The sequence below is a fragment of the Eubacterium sp. BIOML-A2 genome (genome assembly GCF_009680135.1).
Lineage (GTDB): Bacteria > Bacillota > Clostridia > Lachnospirales > Lachnospiraceae > Faecalicatena > Faecalicatena contortus_B.
In genome coordinates this window covers 69,580-94,911 of sequence record NZ_WKZK01000003.1, presented here as the reverse complement: position 1 = coordinate 94,911, position 25,332 = coordinate 69,580, and the positions used below count along the sequence as shown (strand labels likewise).

Sequence of the window (25,332 nt, the reverse complement as noted above, 5' to 3'; positions counted from 1 at the left end):
AATGTTATACTGGTAAAGTTATCATAATAATAGTATCATTTTGAAATTTGATTTACGGTACAGGAGGAAGATTAGTTTGGCATCACGGAAGGACAATTCCATCAGTATTAATAAGTATAAAAGAAAACGCGAGATGAATATCGGCATCTTTATTTTTGCAATTGTATTTATCTATCTTATCGTAACGATTGTCATGTATGCTGCTGCAAAGAAGATCTCTGTTTATGAGGTAAGAGAAGGCAGTATTCTGACGGACAATTCCTACACAGGGCTCATCCTCCGTGAGGAAACAGTGGTTCATGCAGAGAATTCAGGGTATATCAATTATTTTCAGAACGAGAACAGCAAGATCAAGGCCGGAGCGAATGTCTATGCGGTTACCTCGCAAAAGTTATCCTATCCGGAGGAGACGAGCACGGAGACTTCTCTGAGCACAGAAGAGCAGAATACACTGATCGTAAAAACGCAGAGCTTTAACGAGAATTTTAATCCGCAGAAGTTCTCCTCTGTTTATTCCCTGAAAAACGAAATCGACAACACCCTGCAGAATGCTTCTAATCAAACCAAGACAGCGCAGATGGATGCTGTACTGTCCCATAACGGTGCGGGCGCAGATGTATATCAGACACCGCGGGACGGAATTATGGTTCTTGATTTTGACGGCTGTGAGTCCTTAACCGCAGATTCATTCAAAAAAGCGGACTTTGACAGGAGCAGCTATAAAAAGGTGAGCCTGGAAGATAATATGCAGGTCAAGAAGGGGGAGCCAGCTTACAAACTTGTCACAAGTGAAAAGTGGTCTGTGATCATAGAATTGGACAAGGATATGGCGGGCAAACTGGCTGATACGACCTACATAAAAACCAGAATAGATAAGGACAGCGAATCGATCTGGGCAGACTTTTCCATCCTGAAAAAAGACGGAGAGTACTATGGACGGCTGGATTACGATAACTCCATGATCCGTTATGCCGGAGACAGATTTTTAAATATAGAGCTCATCCTTGAGGATGAGAGCGGACTGAAGATTCCGAAAAGCAGTGTTGTGGAGAAAGAGTTCTTTGTGGTGCCCGCAGAGTATATCACTACGGGCGGCAACAGCTCCGCTTCGGGAGTCATGGTTCAAAAGCGAGGCGGCAATGCAGTGTTCCAGGCCGCTGACATTTACAAATCTACGGAGGATGGCAGTGTATATCTCAGCACTTGCATGTTGAAGAAGGGCACCGTCCTTGTAAAGCCCGAATCCGCGGAGACATTAGTCTTGTCAGAGACACAGCCCCAAAAGGGTGTATTTAATATTAACAAAGGCTATGCTGTTTTCCGGCAGGTTACGATCCTCGCAGAAAGCGATGAATATTATATTGTCAAGGAAGGGGATTCCTACGGACTTTATAATTACGACCATATCGTCCAGGATGGAGATTCCGTGGATGAGGACGAGGTCGTCTATTAACTATATTATATAAGCAAGGAGTGTTATTTATGTTGAAAGAGCAGTTGCAAGAAGTAGAAGAGAAGATACAGGCAGCCTGTGACCGCGCAGGGAGGCAGCGCAGTGAAGTGACTTTGATCGCGGTCAGCAAGACCAAACCCATTGCAGTACTTCAGGAGGCATATGATATAGGCGTCAGAGTATTCGGAGAAAATAAAGTCCAAGAGCTTACGGAAAAGTATGAAGCCCTTCCGGATGACATTCACTGGCATATGATCGGCCATCTTCAGACCAATAAGGTAAAATACATCGTAGATAAGGCAGAACTGATCCATTCTGTGGATTCTGTAAAGCTCGCTCAGGTTATTGAGAAAGAGGCAGAAAAGAAAAACTGCATCGCCAGTATCCTGATCGAAGTCAATGTAGCAGGCGAAGAAAGCAAGTTTGGGCTTAAAGTTGATGAAGTAATTCCATTTATAGAAAAAATTGCCTCATTTAAGCATATTCGTGTATGCGGACTCATGACAATCGCTCCATTTGTTGAAAATCCAGAGGATAATCGCCCGATTTTCGAGAATTTACATAAATTATCTGTTGACATTAAGAACAAAAACATTGATAATGTTAATGTGAGCATACTTTCAATGGGGATGACCAATGATTACGAGGTCGCAATAGAAGAGGGCGCGACCATGGTTCGTGTAGGAACCGGAATCTTTGGTGCCAGAGATTATGCCGTTAAGGCATGAGGATCTGGAACAGAAAGTATATTTTCAAAAAAAATTTATGCATTAAGAGGGCATAAGATAGGAGTGTAAACATGGGTGTGTTTGACAAATTTTTGGACATCATGAAATTGAATGATGATGAATACGATGACGACGATTTCTATGATGACGAATTTGAAGATGATGACTTTGACGAAAAACCACGCCGTTCTCTTTTTAATAAGAAAAGCAAAGAGGAATACGACGATTTTGATATCCAGGAGGATAAAAGATATGCTCCTGCAAACAGCAGCAACAGCAAAGTAACCCCGATGCGTCAGCCGGCTTCCAGACGCAATGCCAACATGGAGGTCTGCGTGGTAAAGCCTACATCAGTAGACGATTCCCGCGAGATTACCGAGACACTGCTGGCAGGGCGTACTGTAATCCTGAACCTGGAGGGCATGGATCTGGAGATTGCGCAGAGGATCATCGATTTCATCTCCGGAGCGACTTTCGCAATCAGCGGAAACCTGCAGAAGATTTCCAACTATATATTCCTTGTAACACCGACGAATGTTGATATTTCAGGTGATCTTCAGGATCTGCTCGGCGGCTCTATGGAGACAGCTAATGTAAGAGGAAGATATTAATTCTGGCATGGAAAAAGAAGAACAGCTTTTGGAAAAACGGCTGATTGAGCTGTCAAGGACGGCGTATCACCGTGACATCATTACATATTCGGATTTTTTGAATTTGAATGAACTGAATATTTTGCATTCTTTGCCGAAGGACAGGCTGTATACTCGCTATGTAACTTTCGGCGGATATGACACAGCAGAGCGTCAGATGGCAGCATTCCTACCTGATGCTCTTTATTTGCGTGGCAGCAATGACACAGTAGACATGGAAGCCCTGGGATTTCCTATTTCTGTTCTTTGTATTGAGCCGCTGCATGAGAAATATGCGGAAGAACTAACGCATAGAGATTATCTGGGCGCCGTGCTGAATCTGGGAATAGAGCGCTCCAGACTGGGCGATATTTTGATTGAAGGTAATAAGGCCATTCTGTTTGTGGAAACCGGCCTGAGCGTTTATCTGCAGGAGCAGCTGACCCGGGTCCGCCGCACAAGCGTTATGCTCCGGGAAGAAAGCGTGCAGGACTTCCAATTTACGCCCCGCTTTGAGGAAATCAAAGGTACTGTGGCCTCCGTCCGGCTGGACAGCCTATTGTCCCTGGCCTTCTCCTCCTCACGGACACGCCTGAGCGGCCTGATTGAGGGCGGTAAAGTATTTGTCAATGGAAAGCTTATGACGACAAACGGGTTCCATGTGAAGGAGGACGATATTATTTCCGTGAGGGGCATGGGAAAATTCCAGTATAAAGGCATCTTGTCCCGCACAAAAAAGAATAGAATTTTCGTAATCATCCATAAATATATATAGCGCCGGATTGCTGTGCGCCATACATGACTTTAATTAAGAAAAGGAAAAACCATGAAAGATAAGAATACAAAATCTATACAAAGCTATCTGCTGGCCGTCCTCGGCTGTATTGTCCTGACCGTGCTGGATCAGCTTACAAAATGGCTTGCCGTCATACATTTAAAAGATCAGGAGCCATTCGTGCTATGGAAAGGCGTGTTTAAGCTGGAATATCTGGAAAACCGGGGCGCAGCATTCGGAATTATGCAGGACAGGCAGATTCTTTTTGCTGTAGGAGCAGTCGTGATCGTATGCCTGATCGGCTTTATTTACGGAAGGATGCCGCATACGTCCCGCTATTACCTGCTGCGCATCTGCGCGGTAATGATCTGCGCCGGGGCTATCGGTAACATGATTGACAGGCTGCGGCTGAATTATGTGGTGGATTTTTTCTACTTCGAACTGATTAATTTTCCCATCTTTAATGTAGCGGACTGCTATGTAGTGGTTGCGTGTATCCTCTTTGCTTTTGCCATTCTTTTTTACTATAAAGAGGACGAGCTGAGCTGCTTTTCGCTGAAGAAAGGATAAAATGCCTATGGAGGAATTATATTTTACTGCCGGATCAGCCGGTGTCCGGATTGACAAATTTCTTGCCGAAGCCATTCCGGATCTCTCCAGATCCCATATTCAGAAGCTGATCACGGCAGAGCTGGTGACCGTCGGTGATAAGGCTGTCAAGGCCAATTATAAAACTGCAGTAAATGATGAGATAAAAGTACAGATCCCAGAACCGGAAATACCCGATATTCAGCCGGAAAATATTCCTCTGGACATTCTATATGAAGACAGCGAGATTCTGATTGTGAATAAGCCCAAGGGAATGGTTGTACATCCCGCCCCGGGTCATTACAGCGGCACGCTGGTCAATGCGGTCATGTATCACTGCAGAGATAATCTTTCAGGCATTAACGGTATTGCAAGGCCGGGAATTGTCCACCGGATTGATATGGACACGACAGGATCCCTGCTTATCTGTAAGAATGACGCTGCACACCAGTCACTGGCCGAACAGTTGAAGGAACACCACATTACCCGGAAATACCATGCCATTGTGTACGGCAATCTGAAGGAGGATGACGGAACTGTAAATGCACCGATCGGCAGGCACCCCACAGACAGGAAAAAGATGAGCACAAGGGCCCCTCACAGCCGCAGTGCGGTGACACACTATAAGGTGCTGGATCGTTTCGGAGATTACACCTACATCGAATGTGAACTAGAAACCGGACGTACACATCAGATCCGGGTGCATATGGCCAGTATCGGGCATCCAATCGTGGGAGATGCCGTCTACGGCCCTGCCAAATGCCCGTTTAAACTGCAGGGGCAGACACTGCATGCAAAGGTTCTCGGCATCATACATCCGGTGACGGAAGAGTATATGGAATTTGATGCGCCGCTTCCGGAATATTTTCTCCAATTATTGAATAAGTTAAGACACCGGTAATGGAACAGTTCAGACCGTCCGAATTATTACTCGGTAATTATGAAAATTGCACAATAAATTCAATTCATGTTGTAAAAAACAGCGTCATCTTGTATAATAATTGTATAAAAGTTATTCCACGAAAGGACAACATATGCTGGTTTGACGTAAAAGGAGAGTGACTGATATGAAAACTAACACAATCATTACAATTGGCAGACAGTACGGCAGCGGAGGGCGAGAGATTGGCTACAAGGTAGCGGAACATCTTGGAATTAAGCTTTACGACAAAGAGATGCTGGCAAGGGCCGCCAAAGAAAGCGGGATCTGCGAAGAGATCTTTGAATCCCATGACGAGAAACCAACGAACAGCTTTCTGTACTCATTGGTGATGGATACCTATTCCATGGGATATTCCGGCAGCACCTATTCCGATATGCCGATCAACCATAAAGTGTTCCTGGCTCAGTTTGACGCAATCAAAAAGATTGCGAACGAGGGGCCGTGTATCCTGGTCGGCCGATGCGCAGACTATGCATTAGAATCCTACGAGAATGTAGTCAGTGTATTTATCCATGCAGATCTGGATGCCCGTGTCCGCAGAATCGCACGGATTCACGATATGACAGATGCCAAGGCAAAAGACATAATAATTAAGACAGACAAAAAACGTGCCAGCTACTACAATTATTATACGAATAAAAAGTGGTCAGATGCCGAAAGCTACGAATTATGCCTGAACAGCGGGGAACTCGGCGTGGAAGGGACAGCACAGGCAATTGAACAGTACGTAGCCTTAAAAGAAGGCATGACATCTGCAAAGAAAAAGCTATAGAGAAGTATTCACATATCAGATAAGAGCCGGAAACGCCGGACAGCAGTTTAGATAACGCTGTCCGGCGTTTCCGGCTCTTATCTGATATGGGGAATTCTTTCCGGCCATCCTTTGATATTGCCGTTCAATATCGCGTGAAACATTCTTTCCCTTGCACCGGGATGCTCCGTATTGAGCTGTTTTACCAGTTCTTTCGCATACTGCCTCTTGGTATATCCGTCAACAGGACATTTGCTGTTCACTACGGGCAGATGATACTTATTCTTAAACCCGATCACATCCGCTTCATCGATAAACATAATGGGCCGGATAACGGTCAAATCCATGCGGTCCAGATAAGTCTTCGGTGAGAAGGAATGAAATCTTCCTTCAAAGATTAATGAGAGCAGCATAGTTTCAATAATATCGTCCTTGTGATGGGCGTACGCAACCTTATTGCAGCCCATTTTTTTAACTGCATCGTTAAGCGCCCCCTTGCGCATCTTTGCACAGAGTGAACATGGATTGGCTTCTTTTCGCACATCAAACAGAATGTGATAGATCTCAGAATCCACAATATGGTAGGGCACTTCCAGTTCCATGCAAAGCTCTTTGATAGGAGTTAAATCGAAGTTCTCGAATCCCAGGTCCACCGTGACAGCACTGAGTTCGAACTGTTTCGGATAAAACCGTTTCAGGCCATGCAGGGCATAGAGCAGCGTAAGGCTGTCCTTTCCGCCGGAAATTCCCACTGCAATATGATCGCCTTCCTGGATCATGGCATATTCATCGACTGCCTTACGTGTAAAACTTAATAATCTCTGTAACTGCATCTATTTCTAAATCCTTTCATCGTAATTTCCTGCCAAAACTCAGACTATATTATTATAGAATGTCTTCCTCTGAAATACAAGAAAATTCACAGATGTGAAAGACGAAAAAGTCGCTAAAAAATCGAAAATTGCTGTTCTGAAAATAGTTCACTAAGCAAAAAAAGTGTGATATAATATGAACAAGTGTATCTGGAATATTTTACCGGCTAACGCTTCCCGATATACAAAAACTAAAGAATAAAAAGAAAGGAAGGAAAACGGAGTAAAATATGGAGATGAACTTTAGATTGATCGGAGATGAGGTCTGGTCAGAACATATCCACTGGAAACTGCATTCATTTGAGAGTGTGTCACTGATATATGATTTAATGACAGGTATGCTGGTGGATGAGTATAAAAAGCTGCTCAGAAATGGGGAGGCGAAAATCATTCAAAATGAGCTTGCAGAAGGTAAACAATGCGAAATTCTAATTGAAGAAAATGAAAAAATCGCAGAAAACTTATGCAGGCATATGAATATAAAAAAAGACGAAGGAGTAATGGCAGTATTTTTTGATTCCTTCTATCGGCTGCTTCAGCTTGCCACAATAACCAGTTACCACACGGCGCTGAATAATATAAGTAAAACCAACGTGGATAAATGTCTTGCCGTGTGCAGGGATTTCAGCTGTGAGATGCTGTCTGCCGGCAATATGATCCGGAAGGAAGATAACGGCTGCTATGCCAAAGATGTCGATATTATACTTAAAAATATGCACAAAGTATTGGCGGTTTTTATTGAGAAAGCCGCAGAATATGGGAAGTATTTTTTAAATTATAAAAAATATTCATGAATTAAAATAGACAGTATTGTTTTTTTCATGTAATCAACGGGTGAGCACCTACCGTATGTGAGGCTATTTTCTTGCATACGGTATTTTTTGCCCTGAGGAGTTCTTAAAATGTACAGTAAAAACAACAAGACGGAAAATATAGCAGTAACACTAATAAAGTTCTGTACGCCGCTCATTTTAAGCGGAATCCTGCAGCAGCTTTATAATTGGGCGGATGCATTTATCGTTGGCAATATAGCCGGCGAGACCGCACTTGCGGCAATTGGCTCCACAACTACGGTCATCAATCTGTTTCTAACTGCGATCACTGGATTTACACTCGGGCTTTCTATTTTATTTGCGCAGAAATATGGCGCCGGAAAAGAGAACCATCTCCCCAAAATACTTTCGGTGTTTTCGGTGATAATCGGCGGGATTTTTCTGCTCGTCTCACTCATAGGCATCATCGGAGCTTTTCCATTACTCCAGATGATGAACACGACACAGGACACCATTCATATGGCAAAGGTATATCTGCAGATCATACTGGTCGGGATACCGATACTGGCGGTCTATAATGTTTACGCTGCCGCGCTTCGCGGAATCGGAAACAGCCGTGCTCCATTCAGCGCTGTTTTGTTTTCTTCCGTCGTGAATGTGATACTGGATATTATGTTTGTGGGCGTATGGCATGGGGGTGTGGCCGGGGCGGCAGCGGCAACAGTGATTTCACAGGCCGTTATGACGGTATTTATTATCATTTACAGTGTAAAAAAGTATCCCAGCCTGCGTTTCAAGATTCAAGAGTGGAAGCCGGAACGCTCTGTTCTTCGTGAGGGGCTTCATCTAGGAATCCCTCCTATGATTCAGGCCTGTATCAGTTCTTTAGGCGGCCTTATCCTGCAGAATTTCATGAACGGATTCGGCACACAGACGGTTGCGGCGATTACTACGGCATATCGTGTGGATACAATGATACTTTTGCCGATTATTAATCTTGGTTCGGGAATTTCTACGATCGTTGCCCAAAGCTATGGGGCAGGTAAGAAAAAGCAGACTACAAAGACCGTATATGTGGGAACAGCGATGATGCTTTGCGTGTCTTTATTGCTCACATGGCTGGTAGTAGAAGCCGGAGGAGATTTAATCTCCTTGTTTGGGGTAAGCCCTGAGGCAGTAGAGATCGGAAGAAATTTCTTCCGGAAAATCGCTGCTTTTTATGCTGTTTACGGCGTTGCGATGTCGATACGCGGTTACATAGAAGGAATCGGGGACGTGCTGTTCTCAAGCATCGCCGGGATTATTTCACTGATTTCACGCATTGTGTTTTCATATGCTTTTGCCGGCATATGCGGAAATATGATCATTGCATATGCCGAAGCCGGTTCGTGGGGCGTTTTATTGCTGCTGTATGTATTCCGTATACTGTGGAAGAAATATTGGGCATAATAATGAAGAATATCATAAATTGTATTTGACATTGTTAACTGTAATATGTATAATTACAGTTAACAATAAGAGGGATACTACGAATTCCAATATAAAATAATCAGAATCTGGGAGTGGCATTATGGAGAAAAAAAGAGAAAAAGAAACAACAGCCGGTTTTACCGATGGATATGTCGGGACATATTATTCAGAGGAGAGCAGAGGGATATACCGTTTTTCTTTTCATGAAGAGACTGGAGAACTGACAGCACCTGAACTTTTTTATGAGGCAAGGAATTCCAAATGGATTTCTTTAAACAATGATCGGATGGTGATTCCTGATGAAAAGGCAGGAAAGGCGGGAACCTGTTTTCTGGAATTAAATCACGGATCGGTGAAAAAATGTGACGGCGAGGTGCTGCAGGAACACCAGACGCCTTGTTACATCGAACAGGAGGAAGACTTTATCTATACAGCCAACTACCATGAAGGCACCGTTATGATCTATCAGACAACAGAGGAAAAACCTGAGGTCGTGAAGCGGATTAAAAATGGAGAGGGCGCCGGATGCCACCAGATTCTGCTTCATGACTCGTATATTATGGTACCCTGCCTTACGCAGGACAGAATCCGGCTCTTCGACAAAGAGAAAGGATTTGCCCCTGCCGGAGAGATCAGCTTTCCAAAAGGCAGCGGTCCAAGACACGGTGTTTTTAATCAGGCCCACACCCGGCTCTATGTTGTGAGTGAATGGAGTAATGAACTTTTTATTTTTAAAGTTTGCGGCAGAGAGTTTTTGCTGGAGCAGACATTTTCTGTTCTCCCCCAAAATGAAAAGACCGGGGAACGGCCCAGGGCCGCTGCAGCGGCGGCAATCCGGCTAACGAAAGATGAGAAATTTCTATATATATCAGTGAGAGAAAGAGAATTGCTGGCAGTTATCGATGTAAGTCATGACAAAGCCACCGTCATACAGCACGTATCCTGTGGCGGGAAACATCCGCGTGACTTTATTTTAAGCAAAAATGAAAAGTTTCTGCTTGTGGCAAACCGCCTGGAAGGTGGAATTGTATGTATTGAGAGGGACTGTGATACAGGAAAATTAAAAGGAGTGAGAAGCCGTATAGAGATGCCGGAAGGGGTATCGCTTGTACTGGCATAACAACGATAGATTGATTATAAGGAGGTATTTCGATGAGGAGAACAGAAATAGGAGTCATTGGACTCGCGGTAATGGGAAGAAGCCTTGCCCTGAATATGGCTGACCATGGATTTAAAGTAGGAGGGTACAACCGGAGCCGGGAGGTGACCGATGAACTTCTCAGGGAGCATCCGCATGAGAACTTTGTTCCTTTTTACGATATGAAAGAGCTTGTAGAATCACAGGAACGTCCGAGAAAGTTTCTGATTATGGTAAAGGCCGGAAAGCCTGTTGATATGGTAATTGAGCAGCTTCTTCCGCTTATTGATGAGGGAGATATGATTCTGGATGGCGGGAACTCTTTCTTTGAAGACACAAGAAGGCGGGAGAAAAGCCTGCGTGAAAAAGGAATCCTTTATTTTGGAACTGGTGTTTCCGGAGGAGAGAAGGGAGCGCGTTTTGGCCCCTCTATCATGCCGGGAGGAGACAAAGAGGCATACGGCCATATCTCCCCGATCCTGGAAGCAATCGCAGCAAAAGCACAGGGCGAGCCATGCTGTGCCTATATGGGTCCGGACGGCGCCGGCCACCACGTTAAGATGGTGCACAATGGGATTGAATATGCAGATATGCAGCTGATTGCAGAAGCTTATCTGCTCCTTAAATACGCAGGCGGTTTTACAAATGGAGAGCTGGCCGATACATTTGCAGAGTGGAACGAAGGCGAACTGAAGAGTTATCTGATTGAAATTACAGCAGGTATCTTCCGGGAGAAAGATGATTTTACAGACAAAGAGCTGGTGGATTATATTCTGGACAGTGCAGGACAGAAGGGAACCGGCCGCTGGACCAGCCTGGAATCCCTGAAACAGGGCGTGAACGTATCCATGATAACAGCGGCATGCAATGCCAGGATTATGTCGAACCGTATTGAGGAGAGAAAGACAGCCAGAGATTTGTTCGATAGCCCGCAACCAAAGCCGGCTCCTGAGAAGACAGCATTTAAAAAGCAGGTAAGAGAAGGGCTGTACACAGCCAAAATCGCAGCCTATGCGCAGGGATTCGAACTGCTTTCCCATGCATCCGGGGAATATGGATGGGATCTGAATTATGGCAGAATCGCATCGATTTTCCGTGCCGGCTGTATCATACAGGCCCAATTTCTGGATGATATTACAAGGGCGTTTGAGAAAAATAGCGCGCTCAAGAATCTGATGATGGATTCCTTCTTCATGGACGGTGTGAACCGTGGGCAAAGAAGTCTCCGGGATATCATGTGCATGGGAATTCAGAATGGGATTCCGCTGCCGGCAATGAGCCAGGCTGTGGCGTATATCGATGCTTTCAGAGGGATGCCTGTAGGGGCGAACCTCATTCAGGCACAAAGAGACTGCTTTGGGGCACATACCTACGAGCGGACTGACAGGGGAGGAATCTTCCATCACGATTGGAGGTTTTAAAATGTGTAAAGAACAGATTTTTACAATCTTTGGAGGTACCGGAGATCTGACATTCCGCAAACTGATACCGGCATTTTATAATATGGAGGCTTTTAAAAACGAGGACCTTTGCACACAAATTGTCATCATCGGAAGAAGAGACTACACGAGTGGGGAATACCGGGAGATGGCCCGCAGGTGGGTAGAAAAATTCGCAAGACTCGGGTATAAAGAGGAGATCTATGAGAGGCTTGCAGGGAAAATGACTTACTACCGTATGGATTTCACCGATGAGTCAGCTTATGTTGATCTGGATGCATTTTACCGGAGAATGGGTGATGTAGAGCATATCTTTTATTTTGCAGTAGCTCCCAGGTTCTTTGAAATTATCGTAAAAGGGCTCCAGCTGGTATCCGGCGCCGGGAACGGCAAGGTCGTGATTGAGAAGCCTTTTGGCGAAAATCTTCTGGCAGCGGCGAGTTTAAATGCAACGATGGAGACTTTCTTTAAACAGGACCATATTTATAGAATTGACCATTATCTTGGAAAAGAGATGGTCAGAAATATACAGACTATCCGTTTTGCAAATCCAATTTTCAGTAATGTCTGGAACGCACGATATATCGACTGCATTCAGATTTCTGCGCTGGAAGAGGTAGGCGTGGAGACAAGAGGCGGCTATTATGACCACAGCGGCGCTTTGAAAGATATGATGCAGAATCATCTGTTCCAGATCCTCACCATTGTAGCCATGGAACAGCCGGAGAGTGCAGCTGCAGAAGATATGCACCGGGAGCAGATGAAGGTACTGAACGCGCTCCATATGCCTGAAGATATAAAAGAGAATATTGTTCTGGGACAATATGAGGGCTACCGCGGGGAACCTGCTGTTGATTCGGAATCTGACACGGAGACGTACGCAGCAGTCCGTCTGATGATAGAGAATGAGCGTTGGCATGGAATGCCATTCTATGTCCGCACCGGAAAAAAGCTTGGGAAGCGGGAGATGCAGGTTGCAGTCGTATTTAAAAGCCCTGTGCCGGGAGTGGAACCGGATATATTGAATATTAAAATACAGCCCACAGAAGGCGTATATCTTCAGTTTAATATAAAGAAACCCGGAGAGTCAGAAGAAGTGGTTCAGGCTAAAATGGACTTCTGCCAGAATTGTTCCTTTATCAATCAGATGAATACACCTGAGGCATATGAAAGGCTGATTGGCGCATGTATCCGTGGGGAGCGTTCCTGGTTCTCACAATGGGACCAGATAGAAACGAGCTGGAAATACGTGGACGCGATCCGGGAGCAGTATCATAAAAATTGTCTTCCAGTACATTTATACCCTCAGGGAAGCGCAGGCCCGAGAGCCGCAGACAAACTGCTTGGCGATCACGGGCACGAATGGTTTGAATAATATTTAGTGAAACAGCGCTTTGTCAAAAGATTCGTGGTAAGCGCTGTTTCAACTTAAATATTAAGGTTCCCGCAGTTTCACAGCCCCCGCAGCCTGCCTGCGCCTGTTCTCATCGATAGCCGCATAATGCTTTTTCGTAGTATTAACATCCTTGTGTCCTAAAACATCAGCCACAAGATAAATATCGCCTGTTTCCTTGTACAGGGCGGTACCATAGGTGCTGCGCAATTTGTGCGGCGTGATTTTTTTATTCGGCGTAATCTGGCGTGCGTACTTCTTCACCATATTCTCAACGGCCTGAACCCCCATCCGTTTTCGCTGGGTTGATAGAAACAGTGCATTTTCATGGCCGGAGAGGGCAGTAACAGACTTTCTTGTTGTATACAGATACATCTTCAGTGCATTTTCAACCTCTTCACCAAAATAAACAACCATTTCATTCCCGCCTTTTCGGGTAACCTTAACTCCATTGTTCTTAAAATCCACATCCTGGATATCAAGCCCAACACATTCAGACACACGAATCCCGGTACCCAAAAGCAGCGTTAAAATTGCCAGATCCCGGTTCTTTGTTTTTTCAAAATACACTTTACGCTGACCGGTCAGGTCATCGCCGCCGTGTTCAACATATTCCAACAGAGAGGCTACTTCATCCGTATCCAGACGTATAATAGCCTTATCATGTAACTTCGGCATGTCCACAAGCAAAGTGGGATTCTTCTCAATAACCTGATGTTTAAAGTAATAGGCATAGAAGCTGCGGAGTGCTGACATCTTGCGCGCCAGTCCCTTTTCTGTATTCGTAATTTGCTGATCCTCAGAGCCTGTGTAAACCTTCAGATATTCCTGATATTCCTCAATATCAACCGGCTCGATGCGTTCCAGATCCTTCGCGGTAAACTGATCCATGGTATAGTCTTTATAAACAGGATTATTCTCCATTAAAAAATGGAAGAAAACGCGGATATCATAGGCATAAGATATCCGTGTTTTAGCAGAACTTTTAGGTTCTATAGCACGGAAATAGTCCCTGGCAAATGGCGGCATTGTCTTAAGAATTTGCCTGAGACGCAGGGTATTGTCTATGTAAGTCTGTTCATGATATGTTTTCGGATCCTGTGCGGACATGTTAAAATTCCCCCTTAATGTTATAAACCCCTTATAGTTGAGGTAATTATAGCATGGATACGGATCTCTGTCCATATCTATTGGAAAAATCAGTATTTGTCGTATAGATTTATTTATCTCATACGATATCTCTTCATTTATTAATGCGGAGTTTTCTGAAGCAAACCTTTCCCCTATATATCAGTATATCAAATGAGGCAGCCTGCACATATTCGTACAGGCTGCCTCTGGGTGAGTTTATATATCAATACATAGGGATGTATATTGATACCTTTATCTAATTATCTATAAAGAAATCAAGTAATGAACAGGTTGATTATTTATTTATAAATTCTGTATCGTTGTAAGCGATCATCAGATTCTGGCCTGCCTGAATGTCATCTGTACTCAGTGAATTCATCTCTTTTAACACCATAACATATTCTGAGACGGAACGATAATCTTCTGTAATATATTCTTCTGCAATATCCCATAGAGTATCTCCGGGCTGAATCTCAATACTCTTGTAATACTTAAAGTTAACAGGCTCTTCTGAACGTTTCTCATGTGCTGAAATCAAAAGATTTCCAAACAAAGCGCATGCCGCAAATACAATGAATACTGTTGCAATAAATAGAACCAGCATACTCCTGATATGTCTCTCGTTCTTTTTGATAGTCTGTGCTTTTGCATAATTTCTTTCTCTCTGCATTAGTAATTCCCCCGTTAAAACTCCCTAATAATTAGTTGCTTATTCGTTTTGCGAACAGCTGTTCTCTATAGCTAGAATTATATAACACGAACACATGTTTGTCAATACTCGCGTTTCATTTTTCGAACATATTTTCGTAACAAGTGTTTGCTTTTTAAAAACAACTATGATACTATATTTATAGAATGAGTTGAGCGTTGGCTTTAACGGATTAAGGAGGGCTATATGTCACAGGGTAAGATCAGCAAAAAGCAGCTGGAGATATTAGAATACATAAAAGCACAGATATTAGAACGGGGATTTCCCCCTGCTGTACGTGAGATTTGTGAGGCTGTCAATTTAAAGTCCACTTCCTCTGTACACTCTCATCTTGAGACACTGGAGAAGAACGGATACATAAGGCGTGACCCCACGAAGCCCAGAGCCATAGAGATATTAGATGATACATTTAATCTGACCAGACGCGAAGTTGTGAATGTCCCGCTTGTCGGCCGTGTCGCCGCAGGAGAGCCGCTGCTGGCACAGGAGAACATAGAAAACTACTTCCCCATTCCCATGGAATTCATGCCCAACAAGCAGACCTTCATGCTGACTGTAAAAGGAGAAAGCATGATTAATGCCGGGATCCTGGATGGCGATATGGTGCTCGTTGAACAGGATCATACCGCTTCCAACGGTGACATGGTGGTTGCACTTGTAGAAGACGGAGCCACAGTCAAAACCTTCTATAAAGAAGAAGGAGTATACCGCCTGCAGCCGGAGAACGACTACATGGAGCCTATCATCGTAAAGGAAGTATCCATCTTAGGAAAAGTGATCGGGGTTTTCCGATTTTTTTAAAATCCGGAGGCAAAATGGTATTTCCGAATTGTATTCAAAAAGACATGCGCAAAACTGAAATGCTGCATGTCTTTTTATCCTCTTATCTCCTGGGAGAATACCGCCGACCGTTACCGGCGGTTCGCTCCAATCAGTCTTTCTTAATCTGTTCCACGATATATTCGCTTATCTGCGGCGGTTCCAGAAATGGCCGTGCAAGATAATATCCCTGCATATAATCTACACCCAGTTCGATCACCTTATGCATCTCCTGTTCCGTCTCGATTCCTTCCGCAATGACTTTAATATTTCTTTCCTTAGCATAGGATATGGTATTTTCCACGATCTTCTGCTTATCAATATTATCATGGATACCGGATATAATCTCTCTGTCGATCTTAATATACTTAGGGGCAAGCTCCAGAAGGATTCTCTCACCATTATATCCGCTCCCGTAATCGTCCAGGTTACTATTCACAGTCGATTAGGGCATGACAAATAGAGCGGGTGTCATTTCCGCTTGATTTTTCATATTTGAATCGACTTTCAAAGAGGAGGTGATGAGGAAAAAACTTCTTCAACTGTATAGGGATTTCCGGTACACAAACGTTTTAGAGCGTCGATCTCATTGATGTGATTTCGGCGGCAGGTTTCTATGTATGTTCTGATGAGTGCATGATTGTCCGCTGCGGCTTCAGATTCAAATTGGCCAGATATTTTCATATCGTGTGATATCCTCCTCCGTATCATATCCATAGAAAAACAGATAAAATTCATCCCCTGAATTACGCGAAATAATTGTGTTCGACGGCGTATACTTCCGAAAACTGTCTGCCGCAGCCTGAATGTATTTATCTCCGTAATCATGCCCGAACTTATCGTTGATCTGTTTGAGGTTATCCAGATCCATCATAACCAGTGCCGCCTTCTTCAGGCAGGATTCTCCCTTTTCAAAAAGCTGCTGCATGATACGCTGGAATGCACGTCTGTTCTTCAGCCCCGTAAGCAGATCGTGGTCACGTTCATGCTCAATCAGCTGCTTTTCCTGGATTGTCTTCGTGATATCTTCGACTATGCCGATTGCCCTTCGATCCTCCACGCCCGAATAACTTAGACGGACAAAGGTCTCTTTTTCCCCGGTCGGTATCTTATACAATATATAGTCTTCTGCTTCCTCTGCTTTATAGATTTCCAACTCCTTCATTTCCATGATGAAAGTCTGCACATCCATATTGGAAGCAATGGAACCCTTAAGGCCAAATATATCAAAGAAACCGTCCGTCAAAAATAGAGTGTTATTATCCATATCAATTTCAAACCCTGCTATACGTATGCTGGCTTTGTTCAGAATCTGCGCAAACTTTGTGGCGGAGTCGATTACATCACGGCTCAGCTTTTCAATGGACTCTTCCAGCTGATCGAATTCATATATATTCGTTCTGGGGAGGCCTATTTTGTTTTTTGTATTCATCTGCTGCATATGTTTTGACACCAGATGAATCGGTCTTGATATCATAAAACTAACAAGCACGCTGCCTGCGATCCCCATAATGATTGTCAGAATAATTGCAACAATAATATAGGACATGATATGGTTGGAAAACTCGGTAAGATCACTCTCCTTCACTGCACCTGCCAGTCCCCACCGATCCGATTCAAAGGGACCGTTCGAATCATAGAGCTGGAAGTACTCCATATCCATAAAATACCGCTCATGATCTGCACCGTTAAAATAAAAGTTCCCATCAGATGACTGTGATACATCCAGCTTTTCCATGTCCGGTGCGATGCTGCTGTCCGATGAATATACGGTTCTATATTCATCGGTTTCCGCATCCTGTACGATCAGTAAATAGGAGGCCGGCTTATCTTCCATCAATTCCTCAGACGGAAGCATAGTGGCAAGGTAATCCAGTGTAATCTCCATGCCAAGTGTACCATAGACTTTACCTGTTGACGTTATCAGAGGAACCGTATAGGAAATCATCATCTTATCGTCGTCCGTAAGCGTATGCGGTTTTCCCCAATACCCCAATTCTGTCAGCGAAGCTGCCTCGGGGTTTTCATATCCTTGTTCCTGCGGATTTAGAAAAAGATTGTATATCTCCTCATGTTCCTTGGTAAATAAGAACTGAGGCTTCCAGGCACTGTCAGTGGCTATATCCAGGCTATGTACAAGATCAACCGAGCCTCTCTCAATCAGGAGGTCACTGTTGCGGACAGAGGCGCTTGTATCCGGATCCAGATCCCGGAAATAAACGCCGGGACGGGAAAAACTCTCCTGTTCCCTCAGTTCTTTGGGATCATCATTGTTAAAAACAACAAAAGCTCCGGTCACCTTATTGGAACGAAGCATTTCGATCAGATTTCCGGAAATCTCAGAAACCAGCGGAAGGCAGGCATTTGAGTTTTTTCCTATATTATCCAGGTCGATCGTCCCGTCCTGATCCAGCTTTTCAGCGGTCTCGTTAATGAGTTGTACCGTATAAGACACGTTAGACCAGCTGTTTATCATCTCATTCTGCAGGTAGCTGGAACGATTGGCCACCTTTCCCTGAACAATGCCTTTGGCATTCTCATCAAGTTCCTGAATGGCTCCCCCGAATATAAAAGTTCCTGAGAGCAGCATTACTTCTATTAAAGTTAGGAGGACCATGGGAATCAGCATTCTTTTCAGTATAGGCTGTGCTTTCTGTCTGTTCATGCGCATTCCTGTGCCCTCCTTTCTTTCATCCGCTTCCTATATGCAGCGGTTCCGAATTTATTTATTATCTACTAACTTCTCAAGAGATGCCAATGTCTCCTCATACCAGCTCTCAAAATTATCATCCGTATCAAATTTACTGACAGCCTCTTCCCTGGTAGAACCTGCTGATATTGCCGATTCCACCTCTGCCCGGTCCGCTGCCGCTTTGTCTGTAAGCGAATACTCCAGCACATTACGGGCATCCGTACCGTTTTCAAAGGCGCGGGTTGTATAGAGTGAAGTTTCCTCAATTTGCGTTAGGGAAGCCTCAAGCACCTGGATGACGCTGCTGTCTGTACTGTCTATGCTCTTTTTGATCAACTCTTTATCGTTGGCCTCTTTTTTGACAGGCAGATACCCTGACGTCACAGCAAACTGTATATTACGGTCAGTGTCTGTAAACCATTTCAAAAATTCCACGGAAGCCTCGATTTCTGCCTTATCTTCCTTTTCCATCACTACCATGCCTGCGCCCTGCTGTACAGAGTATTTCTCACCGTCCTTAAAGCGAGGGCACTCAAAAGCCTGCATCTCGATCGGATATGTATTTTCATCGTCCAGCGTCACCTGATTAGGGAAAAATGTCGCTCCCGCAGAGGAACCTACAAATGCCAGTATATTCCCTGTCTTGATATCATCACTCCGAAACTTGCCGGAGGAAGCAAAGTAGCCATTGATAAAAGGCACATAGTAATTGTCCCAAAGCTTACGGACTACGTCTTTATCAAAATTCAAAGCCGGCTGACCATCCTTGACGGAGAAAATCTCAGTCCCCAGTTCCCGTGCTCCTATTATAAAATAATTGGCCATAGCGTCCCTTCCAAAGAAGGCTTTACCGTCATCCGGAGTATCTGTCAGGCTGTCCGTCCATTCGTAATATTCTTTGGACGTGGCAGTAATCCCCTCGATTGTGGAAATATCCTCCAGGTCAGCGCCCGTTGCATCGGCAAACTTATCCCAGTCTGTCTTGTTCAGCATAAATACTTCCGTTGCCTTGGCAATCGGGAATATCTTCAGACTGTCTTCGGAGGAAAACTTTCCCTCATCAATGTAGCTGTCCATATATTCACTGATCTCATCCTCAGTCATATATTCCATCAAATCCACAGCCATGCCCTTCTGATCCACCGCATAGGCTGTATCCGCATAAGCCGCAAAAATATCAGGGATTTCTTTTGCCCCGACTTTTCCGTCAATGGAGGCCAGTACATTATCCTCCAGATCGGCCACATTGCCAAGGCTGGATGCTTTTACTTTGATTCCCAGCTCTTTTCCCCGGCTGCCATTAAACTCTGTTACCAGTTCATTGAAGGCATCCTGCTGTGCGCCGTTATAATAGTGCCATACTTCGATAGAAACCGGCTTCTTAGGATCCAGCAGGCTTTCCTTCTTGTTATCATTCGTTTTTTCTTCTGCAGAAGAGCACCCGGCCGTCAGGCTGAGAATGGCAGCTGTAAACAGGCAGACTGCAGTTTTATACACTCGTTTCCTCATAATATCCTCCACCGGCGCTTATAGTGATTCAACATCTACTTCTACGCCATCCCTCCAAATACGTTCCAGGTTATAGAACAGCCTGTTCTCCTTATCAAAAATATGCACGATGATATCTCCAAAATCAAGCAGCACCCAGCTGGCGGTACCGTAACCTTCCCGCTGCTTTAACACAAATCCTGCCTTATGGAGGCATTCCTCCACATTGTCTACCAGAGCCTTTACCTGGCTCTCGTTGCTGCCGTTTGCGATGATAAAATAATCCGCAAGTACGGAGACACCGGCAATATCAATCACCTTGATGTCCTCTCCCTTTTTTTCATCCAGCGCTTTGCAGGCAAGCCGCGCCATTTCCCTTGCTTGTTCCATAGATCAGTCTCCTTTACTTCTTTAATTTGTATACATTATTCTGCAGCTGTGCTGCAGACCCGCCCGCAGGGCATGTGTTACGGGGTGCCCTTTGGGTATACATTATTCTGCAGCTATGCTGCAGACCTGCCCGCAGGGCATAAGTTACGGGGTGCCTTTTGGGTATAATTATATCAACAGTTCTCACTTGTCTGAACTGCTACTGATAATATTCATAAGTTCTGACGGTCATGGGGTCAATCTCCCTTCCCACATTCTTAAGATAAGAAATTGTGGAACCAGCACTGAGTGCCACTGCCTTGTTCAGATTTGAAAACGCCTCTCTTCTCACTTCTTTTAAAACCGGAATTCCCTGCCTGCCCGGTTCGATATAGTCAGCTAGAAAAATGATTTTTTCAAGCAGTGTCATCTGAGGCTTTCCCGTGGTGTGATAAGTGATGGCCCCCAGAATATCAGAATCTTTAATATTATATTCATGCTCGGCAAGATATGCTCCCAGCTTGGCATGGATCAGGGCCGGCATTTTCAGCTCAGAGTCGGTCAGTGTGATATTGCATTCCCTGCACAATTTGATCTGCTCCTTACCGGAGCAGAACTTGCCGCAGTCATGCAAAAGCCCTGCCAGCATCGCCTGGTGTATATCCGTTTCATAACACATGGCAAGCGATGCAGCCGTATACATAACTCCCAGCGTATGTTCGTAGCGTTCTGGTTTTAATCTCTTCTCCAGTTTTCTTCGAATCCCCAAAATCTCCGTCATGGCTCCACTTCCTTATACAAATGATGTTCTTTAATATAATCAGCCACTGCATCCGGCACGAAATAATGCACTGTCAGCCCCTTCGCGGCCCGCTCCCGGATCGTCGTTGAAGAAATCTCCAGTAGCGGCGCCCGAAGCAGTTCAATCTCGGCTTCATATTTCTTTTTAAGATAAGCAATCTGTTTCTGCATATCTCCCACATCCTTGTCATCCCGCATCGCCGCAAGTATGGTGCAGGTTGGGAAAATCTCTTTGAAATACTTCCATTGTTCAATGGAAAACAGAGAATCCGCCCCCAAAATAAAATAAAACTCGTTGCCCGGATACAGTTCATGGAAATCACGCATTGTCCGATACGTGTATGATATCCCCTTCTTCGCCTCATGCATGGAAAGCTTAAAATGCGGGGAACCGCTGATTGCGGCCTTTACCATCTCAATTCTGTGGGTAAGCGAGGTATCCATGTCTTCCGTATCTTTATGCGGTGGATTACCATTCGGTAAAAACCATATTTCATCCAGTTTAAACTCTTCGAAGGCAAATTCACCCAAAAGCAGATGACCAATATGGATCGGGTCGAATGTGCCTCCCATGATGCCGATTTTCATAGAATCCTCCTACGGAAGTACGATCTTTTTCTTGTCGTCCTTTCCTTCCCTGTATAATACAATCTTCTTGCCGATTACCTGGACCACCTGAGAACGTGTCCTGCCGGCAACAAGCTCTGCCAGCTCCCTTGGATCATCTGCACAATTTTGAAGCACGCTGATCTTAATGAGTTCTCTGGCCTCTAAAGCCTCAGAAATCGCTTCTGTAAGCCCGGGAGTAATACTGGACTTCCCGATCTGAAAGATCGGATCCATTGTCATGGCAAGGCTTTTTAAATAAGCTCGCTGTTTTGTTGTCATACTGTTTTATCTCCTGTCTATTTATAATAATCAAACTGCAGTCCATACATCTTAACCGTGTCTCCCTCCTGAATGCCTGCCTGTTCCAGGTCATTCAGGATACCGGAATCTTTTAAGAACTTCTGGAAGAAGGCAAATCCCTTTTCAGAATCCAGGTTGGTGTATCCCAGCATCTTTTCAATCTTCGGGCCTTCCACTACATACAGTTCTCCTTCTCTCTCCACTGTATAGGGCAGGTCTTCATAGATCAGTTCATCCTCAGGAAAGTATTCCTGTTCAAATACAATCGGCTTATCATCCATATCCTGAAGCTGTCCGCTCACATAGTATAACAGCTCCTGAATCCCCTTTCCGGAAACTCCGGAGATTGGGAATACCCGGATCCCTTTTGGCTCAAATTCCGCCCTGAGCCTGTCCACCGGGTCTTCGTCCCCGCTGTATATCAGATCGGTCTTATTGGCTGCAATCACCTGCGGGCGCTCTGCAATCTCAGGGTTATAAGCCGTCAGTTCCGCATGAATCTTATAGATATCGTCCATCGGATCCCGGCCCTCAGTGCCCGCTGCATCCACCACGTGGATCATCATTTTTGTCCGTTCAATGTGGCGCAGAAACTCATGTCCCAGTCCGACGCCTTCCGATGCCCCCTCGATCAGCCCGGGTATATCCGCCATCACGAATCCTTTCGCCCCATCCAAGTCAACGACTCCCAGATTCGGGTTCAGCGTTGTAAAATGGTAGTTGGCAATCTTGGGATCCGCATTCGTAACCCTGGAGAGCAGTGTTGACTTGCCTACATTTGGAAAACCGATCAGCCCCACATCTGCGATGACTTTCAGCTCCAGATTCACCTCCAGCTCCATGGCCGGCTGTCCGGGCTGCGCATACTTCGGCACCTGCATGGTGGATGTGGCAAAATGCTGATTCCCCAGTCCTCCCCTGCCGCCTTTTAAGACAACCTGGCTGCGGTTGTCCCCTGACATATCCGCGATTACTTTGCCGGTCTTTGCTTCTTTGATCACGGTTCCCTCCGGAACTTTTAAGATCAGATCCTTCCCGTCTTTTCCATGACAGCGGCGCTTGCCGCCCTCTTCGCCGTCGCCGGCGGCATATTTCCTCTTGTGGCGGAAATCTACCAGTGTATTCAGGCCTTCATCTATTTGAAAAATAAGGTCCCCGCCTTTTCCGCCGTCCCCGCCGTCCGGCCCTCCGTTCGGTACATATAGTTCCCTCCGAAAGCTGCAGTGTCCGTCACCGCCTTTGCCGGATCTTATGAAAATTTTCGCTCTGTCTGCAAACATATTATATATCCTTTTCTATTTACTATTTTTACCAATTCCATATCCGTACTATTATATCACAAGATAGTTCCTTTTACTATTCATAATTCCCTGAAATCACATATCCTATAGCTGCATATTTCTAACAGTTCATACAAGCCTGAAATATTGCGCATCCAGCCCATTGAAATTCGCCTGCAGCGAAGGGAGCTGTGCATTTCGGATGTTAAATAATAAACAAGCCCCAGACTGTTAGGTCTGAGGCCGTGTGTACCGTAACTAATTATTCAGCTACAGGATAGATAGAAACCTGTTTCTTATCTCTTCCTTTTCTCTCGTATCTGACAACTCCGTCTACTAATGCAAACAGTGTGTCATCCCCGCCGCGTCCTACGTTCACGCCCGGATGAATTCTTGTTCCACGCTGTCTGTAAAGGATGTTGCCGGCTTTCACAAACTGTCCGTCAGCTCTTTTAGCACCTAATCTTTTAGACTCAGAGTCACGGCCGTTCTTAGAAGAACCAACTCCCTTTTTATGAGCAAAATACTGAAGGTTCAATTTCATCATGGTTATTACACCTCCTTGAAGATAATATCAATGTATGGTTCATAGTCGCTGTCATCTTCTATTTCTTCCAACCCCAGAATCATAGTCTTTAACAGCAGTTCAGCATCGTGTGTAGGTCTCCCACCGGTAAATCTGAACTGAATCAGCCCCTGTGCATCTTCTGAGTCGTCTGTCACTACAGATGTCTCATCGGATGTATATCTTTCAATCGCATTTATCGTGTTGATAATCAGCGCTGAAGCCGCCGCACATACAATGTCCATACCCTCATCCGCGAATCCGGCATGTCCCTGTGCGTCAAAACCTACATATTCATGCTTGTCAGTCTTATAAATGGATACTTTAATCATTCTCTCACCGGGTTATGCGTTGATCTTGTCGATCTTAACTGCAGTATACTGCTGTCTGTGACCATTTTTCTTATGGTATCCAGATTTTCTCTTATACTTGTAAACGACAACTTTTTTGCCTTTACCGTCACCAATTACAGAAGCTGTAACTGTCGCACCATCGACTGTCGGGTTCCCAACAACAAGTTTGTCGTTGTTCACTGCAAGTACCTGGTCAAATGTATAAGTCTCTCCAGCTTCTACCCCAAGTTTTTCTACTTTAATGATATCGCCTTCGGCTACTTTGTACTGTTTACCACCTGTTGCTATAATTGCGTACATATGGCACCTCCTATTATCATTACTCGCCAATTACGGTGTCTGCTAAAAGGGCAGAACTTCAAAACCTCATTGCGCGGCATACCGTTATAGTATAGCATATGCAAATTTATAAAGTCAATAGTTTCCGGGCATTTTCGTCAAAAATCCTGCTTTTTTCCTCTTGTGTCAGTGGAAGTCCATTCATATATTCTATGGACTCTGTCTGCCCGGACCATGGAGAATCTGTGGCAAAGAGAATACGATCTGTACCGTGGTTCCTGCAAATGCGCACAAACTGTCCGTCATCGATTGCACCAAATACAACGGCAGTATCCAGATAAACCTTTTTTCCGACGATGCAGCGCTCCACATCGTCCCAGCATTTAAGACCGCCCATATGGGCGATTACCAGCTTCTCGGGCTGCACTTCGTCAATCACCTCTGCCGCCATCTGCGGCGTGCAGTAAACACAGTCCGGATATCCGGGATCGTAGCCGCCGTGCACGGTAATAATCAGCCCCAGTTCTGATGCATAGGAAACAATCCGCTTATAACGGATATCGTGAAACATCGTCTCCTGATATGCCGGGTGCAGTTTAATCCCCTGAAATCCCATGTTCTTCAAAGTCTTAAGTTCTTCCCTGTAGTTTGCGCTGTCCGGGTGGAGTCCCCCGAAGGAGATCACATCTCCCGTCAAAAAATGGGCGGCAAAACGGTTTATGCTGTCAAACTGAGACGGTTTTGTAACGACCGGGAGGGCAACCGAGATGTCTATGCCCGCTTTCTGCCCGGAAACCTTCAGTCCCTCAGCAGTTCCATCGGTAAAGGGAACCGTTTTACATCTTCCGCTTAAAAATTCCAGTGTCTTTCCGGCAATCTTATCCGGGAAAATATGTGTATGAAAATCTATCATCTTATTTTACCTTATACCTTATTTTTCAACTATAGCTGAAAATCCTCCCGCAGAGCATGTGTTACGGTGTAC

Annotated in this window: 28 protein-coding genes; 13 read left to right on the top strand and 15 right to left on the bottom strand. The window is 44.8% G+C overall.

Going from position 1 to position 25,332, the window contains the following annotated elements; genetic code table 11:
- The first annotated feature begins 76 nt into the window (after window positions 1-76).
- The 7 genes from GKG43_RS02015 (at window position 77) to GKG43_RS01985 (ending at window position 5,888) form a co-directional block, all read left to right on the top strand.
- Window positions 77-1,453 carry an HlyD family efflux transporter periplasmic adaptor subunit gene (locus tag GKG43_RS02015; RefSeq protein WP_167702509.1) on the top strand — a complete coding sequence of 459 codons (1,377 nt, stop codon included), beginning with the start codon at window positions 77-79 and terminating at the stop codon, window positions 1,451-1,453.
- A 29-nt stretch (window positions 1,454-1,482) separates the two neighbouring features.
- A complete protein-coding gene (locus tag GKG43_RS02010) occupies window positions 1,483-2,181 on the top strand; it encodes a YggS family pyridoxal phosphate-dependent enzyme (protein WP_025657455.1) in 699 nt (232 codons plus the stop codon).
- A gap of 71 nt (window positions 2,182-2,252) precedes the next feature.
- Entirely contained in the window at window positions 2,253-2,792 is a 540-nt protein-coding gene (locus GKG43_RS02005; protein WP_050642290.1) for a cell division protein SepF, read from the top strand.
- Between the two features lie 7 nt (window positions 2,793-2,799).
- A complete protein-coding gene (locus GKG43_RS02000; RefSeq protein WP_050642291.1) occupies window positions 2,800-3,585 on the top strand; it encodes a YlmH/Sll1252 family protein in 786 nt (261 codons plus the stop codon).
- A 51-nt stretch (window positions 3,586-3,636) separates the two neighbouring features.
- Window positions 3,637-4,155, top strand: coding sequence for a signal peptidase II (gene lspA / locus GKG43_RS01995; RefSeq protein ID WP_050642292.1), 519 nt, complete (start codon window positions 3,637-3,639; stop codon window positions 4,153-4,155).
- A gap of 1 nt (window position 4,156) precedes the next feature.
- Window positions 4,157-5,074 (top strand): RluA family pseudouridine synthase, encoded by a 918-nt coding sequence (locus GKG43_RS01990; protein WP_347561922.1) that lies wholly within the window; start codon window positions 4,157-4,159, stop codon window positions 5,072-5,074.
- 166 nt (window positions 5,075-5,240) lie between these two features.
- A complete protein-coding gene (locus tag GKG43_RS01985) occupies window positions 5,241-5,888 on the top strand; it encodes a cytidylate kinase-like family protein (RefSeq protein ID WP_055154439.1) in 648 nt (215 codons plus the stop codon).
- Between the two features lie 77 nt (window positions 5,889-5,965).
- Here GKG43_RS01985 and GKG43_RS01980 read toward each other — a convergent pair whose 3' ends face one another.
- Window positions 5,966-6,700 (bottom strand): ATP-binding protein, encoded by a 735-nt coding sequence (locus tag GKG43_RS01980; protein ID WP_050642294.1) that lies wholly within the window; start codon window positions 6,698-6,700, stop codon window positions 5,966-5,968.
- A gap of 269 nt (window positions 6,701-6,969) precedes the next feature.
- Between GKG43_RS01980 and GKG43_RS01975 the strand changes: the two genes are divergently transcribed.
- The 5 genes from GKG43_RS01975 to zwf all read left to right on the top strand — a co-directional run bounded on the left by GKG43_RS01975 (window position 6,970) and on the right by zwf (window position 12,934).
- A complete protein-coding gene (locus GKG43_RS01975) occupies window positions 6,970-7,533 on the top strand; it encodes a hypothetical protein (RefSeq protein ID WP_050642295.1) in 564 nt (187 codons plus the stop codon).
- A 108-nt stretch (window positions 7,534-7,641) separates the two neighbouring features.
- The gene (locus GKG43_RS01970; protein ID WP_055155327.1) at window positions 7,642-8,961 is read left to right on the top strand and encodes an MATE family efflux transporter; all 1,320 of its coding nucleotides are present in this window, start codon (window positions 7,642-7,644) and stop codon (window positions 8,959-8,961) included.
- 121 nt (window positions 8,962-9,082) lie between these two features.
- Window positions 9,083-10,102 carry a beta-propeller fold lactonase family protein gene (locus tag GKG43_RS01965; RefSeq protein WP_055155328.1) on the top strand — a complete coding sequence of 340 codons (1,020 nt, stop codon included), beginning with the start codon at window positions 9,083-9,085 and terminating at the stop codon, window positions 10,100-10,102.
- Between the two features lie 32 nt (window positions 10,103-10,134).
- Window positions 10,135-11,541, top strand: coding sequence for an NADP-dependent phosphogluconate dehydrogenase (gene gndA / locus GKG43_RS01960; protein WP_055155329.1), 1,407 nt, complete (start codon window positions 10,135-10,137; stop codon window positions 11,539-11,541).
- A 1-nt stretch (window position 11,542) separates the two neighbouring features.
- Window positions 11,543-12,934 (top strand): glucose-6-phosphate dehydrogenase, encoded by a 1,392-nt coding sequence (gene zwf, locus GKG43_RS01955; protein WP_055155330.1) that lies wholly within the window; start codon window positions 11,543-11,545, stop codon window positions 12,932-12,934.
- A gap of 60 nt (window positions 12,935-12,994) precedes the next feature.
- Here the strand turns inward: zwf and GKG43_RS01950 are convergent, their stop codons facing one another.
- Complete coding sequence (locus GKG43_RS01950) at window positions 12,995-14,062, bottom strand: tyrosine-type recombinase/integrase (RefSeq protein WP_050642300.1); 1,068 nt, start codon at window positions 14,060-14,062, stop codon at window positions 12,995-12,997.
- Window positions 14,063-14,378: 316 nt separating this feature from the next.
- Complete coding sequence (locus GKG43_RS01945; RefSeq protein WP_070102572.1) at window positions 14,379-14,753, bottom strand: LysM peptidoglycan-binding domain-containing protein; 375 nt, start codon at window positions 14,751-14,753, stop codon at window positions 14,379-14,381.
- 225 nt (window positions 14,754-14,978) lie between these two features.
- Between GKG43_RS01945 and lexA the strand changes: the two genes are divergently transcribed.
- A complete protein-coding gene (gene lexA / locus GKG43_RS01940; RefSeq protein WP_050642301.1) occupies window positions 14,979-15,593 on the top strand; it encodes a transcriptional repressor LexA in 615 nt (204 codons plus the stop codon).
- 130 nt (window positions 15,594-15,723) lie between these two features.
- Here the strand turns inward: lexA and GKG43_RS01935 are convergent, their stop codons facing one another.
- From GKG43_RS01935 to GKG43_RS01880, 12 genes are all read right to left on the bottom strand, one after another.
- Window positions 15,724-16,050, bottom strand: coding sequence for an EAL domain-containing protein (locus GKG43_RS01935; protein WP_055155331.1), 327 nt, complete (start codon window positions 16,048-16,050; stop codon window positions 15,724-15,726).
- 222 nt (window positions 16,051-16,272) lie between these two features.
- Window positions 16,273-18,282, bottom strand: a complete 2,010-nt coding sequence (locus GKG43_RS01930; protein ID WP_055153206.1) for a GGDEF domain-containing protein — start codon at window positions 18,280-18,282, stop codon at window positions 16,273-16,275.
- A 51-nt stretch (window positions 18,283-18,333) separates the two neighbouring features.
- Entirely contained in the window at window positions 18,334-19,812 is a 1,479-nt protein-coding gene (locus tag GKG43_RS01925) for an extracellular solute-binding protein (RefSeq protein ID WP_050642303.1), read from the bottom strand.
- A gap of 18 nt (window positions 19,813-19,830) precedes the next feature.
- The gene (gene rsfS, locus GKG43_RS01920; protein WP_050642304.1) at window positions 19,831-20,181 is read right to left on the bottom strand and encodes a ribosome silencing factor; all 351 of its coding nucleotides are present in this window, start codon (window positions 20,179-20,181) and stop codon (window positions 19,831-19,833) included.
- Window positions 20,182-20,380: 199 nt separating this feature from the next.
- Window positions 20,381-20,941, bottom strand: a complete 561-nt coding sequence (yqeK, locus tag GKG43_RS01915) for a bis(5'-nucleosyl)-tetraphosphatase (symmetrical) YqeK (protein WP_055153208.1) — start codon at window positions 20,939-20,941, stop codon at window positions 20,381-20,383.
- The gene (gene nadD, locus GKG43_RS01910; RefSeq protein WP_050642306.1) at window positions 20,938-21,549 is read right to left on the bottom strand and encodes a nicotinate-nucleotide adenylyltransferase; all 612 of its coding nucleotides are present in this window, start codon (window positions 21,547-21,549) and stop codon (window positions 20,938-20,940) included. Before nadD ends, yqeK begins: the two co-directional genes overlap by 4 nt.
- A gap of 9 nt (window positions 21,550-21,558) precedes the next feature.
- Window positions 21,559-21,849, bottom strand: a complete 291-nt coding sequence (yhbY, locus tag GKG43_RS01905; protein ID WP_009004257.1) for a ribosome assembly RNA-binding protein YhbY — start codon at window positions 21,847-21,849, stop codon at window positions 21,559-21,561.
- A 17-nt stretch (window positions 21,850-21,866) separates the two neighbouring features.
- A complete protein-coding gene (gene obgE, locus GKG43_RS01900; RefSeq protein WP_050642307.1) occupies window positions 21,867-23,150 on the bottom strand; it encodes a GTPase ObgE in 1,284 nt (427 codons plus the stop codon).
- Window positions 23,151-23,412: 262 nt separating this feature from the next.
- The gene (gene rpmA / locus GKG43_RS01895) at window positions 23,413-23,697 is read right to left on the bottom strand and encodes a 50S ribosomal protein L27 (RefSeq protein WP_009004259.1); all 285 of its coding nucleotides are present in this window, start codon (window positions 23,695-23,697) and stop codon (window positions 23,413-23,415) included.
- A 5-nt stretch (window positions 23,698-23,702) separates the two neighbouring features.
- Window positions 23,703-24,047, bottom strand: coding sequence for a ribosomal-processing cysteine protease Prp (locus tag GKG43_RS01890; RefSeq protein WP_050642308.1), 345 nt, complete (start codon window positions 24,045-24,047; stop codon window positions 23,703-23,705).
- A 12-nt stretch (window positions 24,048-24,059) separates the two neighbouring features.
- Window positions 24,060-24,368, bottom strand: coding sequence for a 50S ribosomal protein L21 (gene rplU / locus GKG43_RS01885; protein ID WP_050642309.1), 309 nt, complete (start codon window positions 24,366-24,368; stop codon window positions 24,060-24,062).
- A gap of 106 nt (window positions 24,369-24,474) precedes the next feature.
- Entirely contained in the window at window positions 24,475-25,260 is a 786-nt protein-coding gene (locus GKG43_RS01880; protein ID WP_050642310.1) for an amidohydrolase family protein, read from the bottom strand.
- Between the last annotated feature and the right edge of the window lie 72 nt (window positions 25,261-25,332).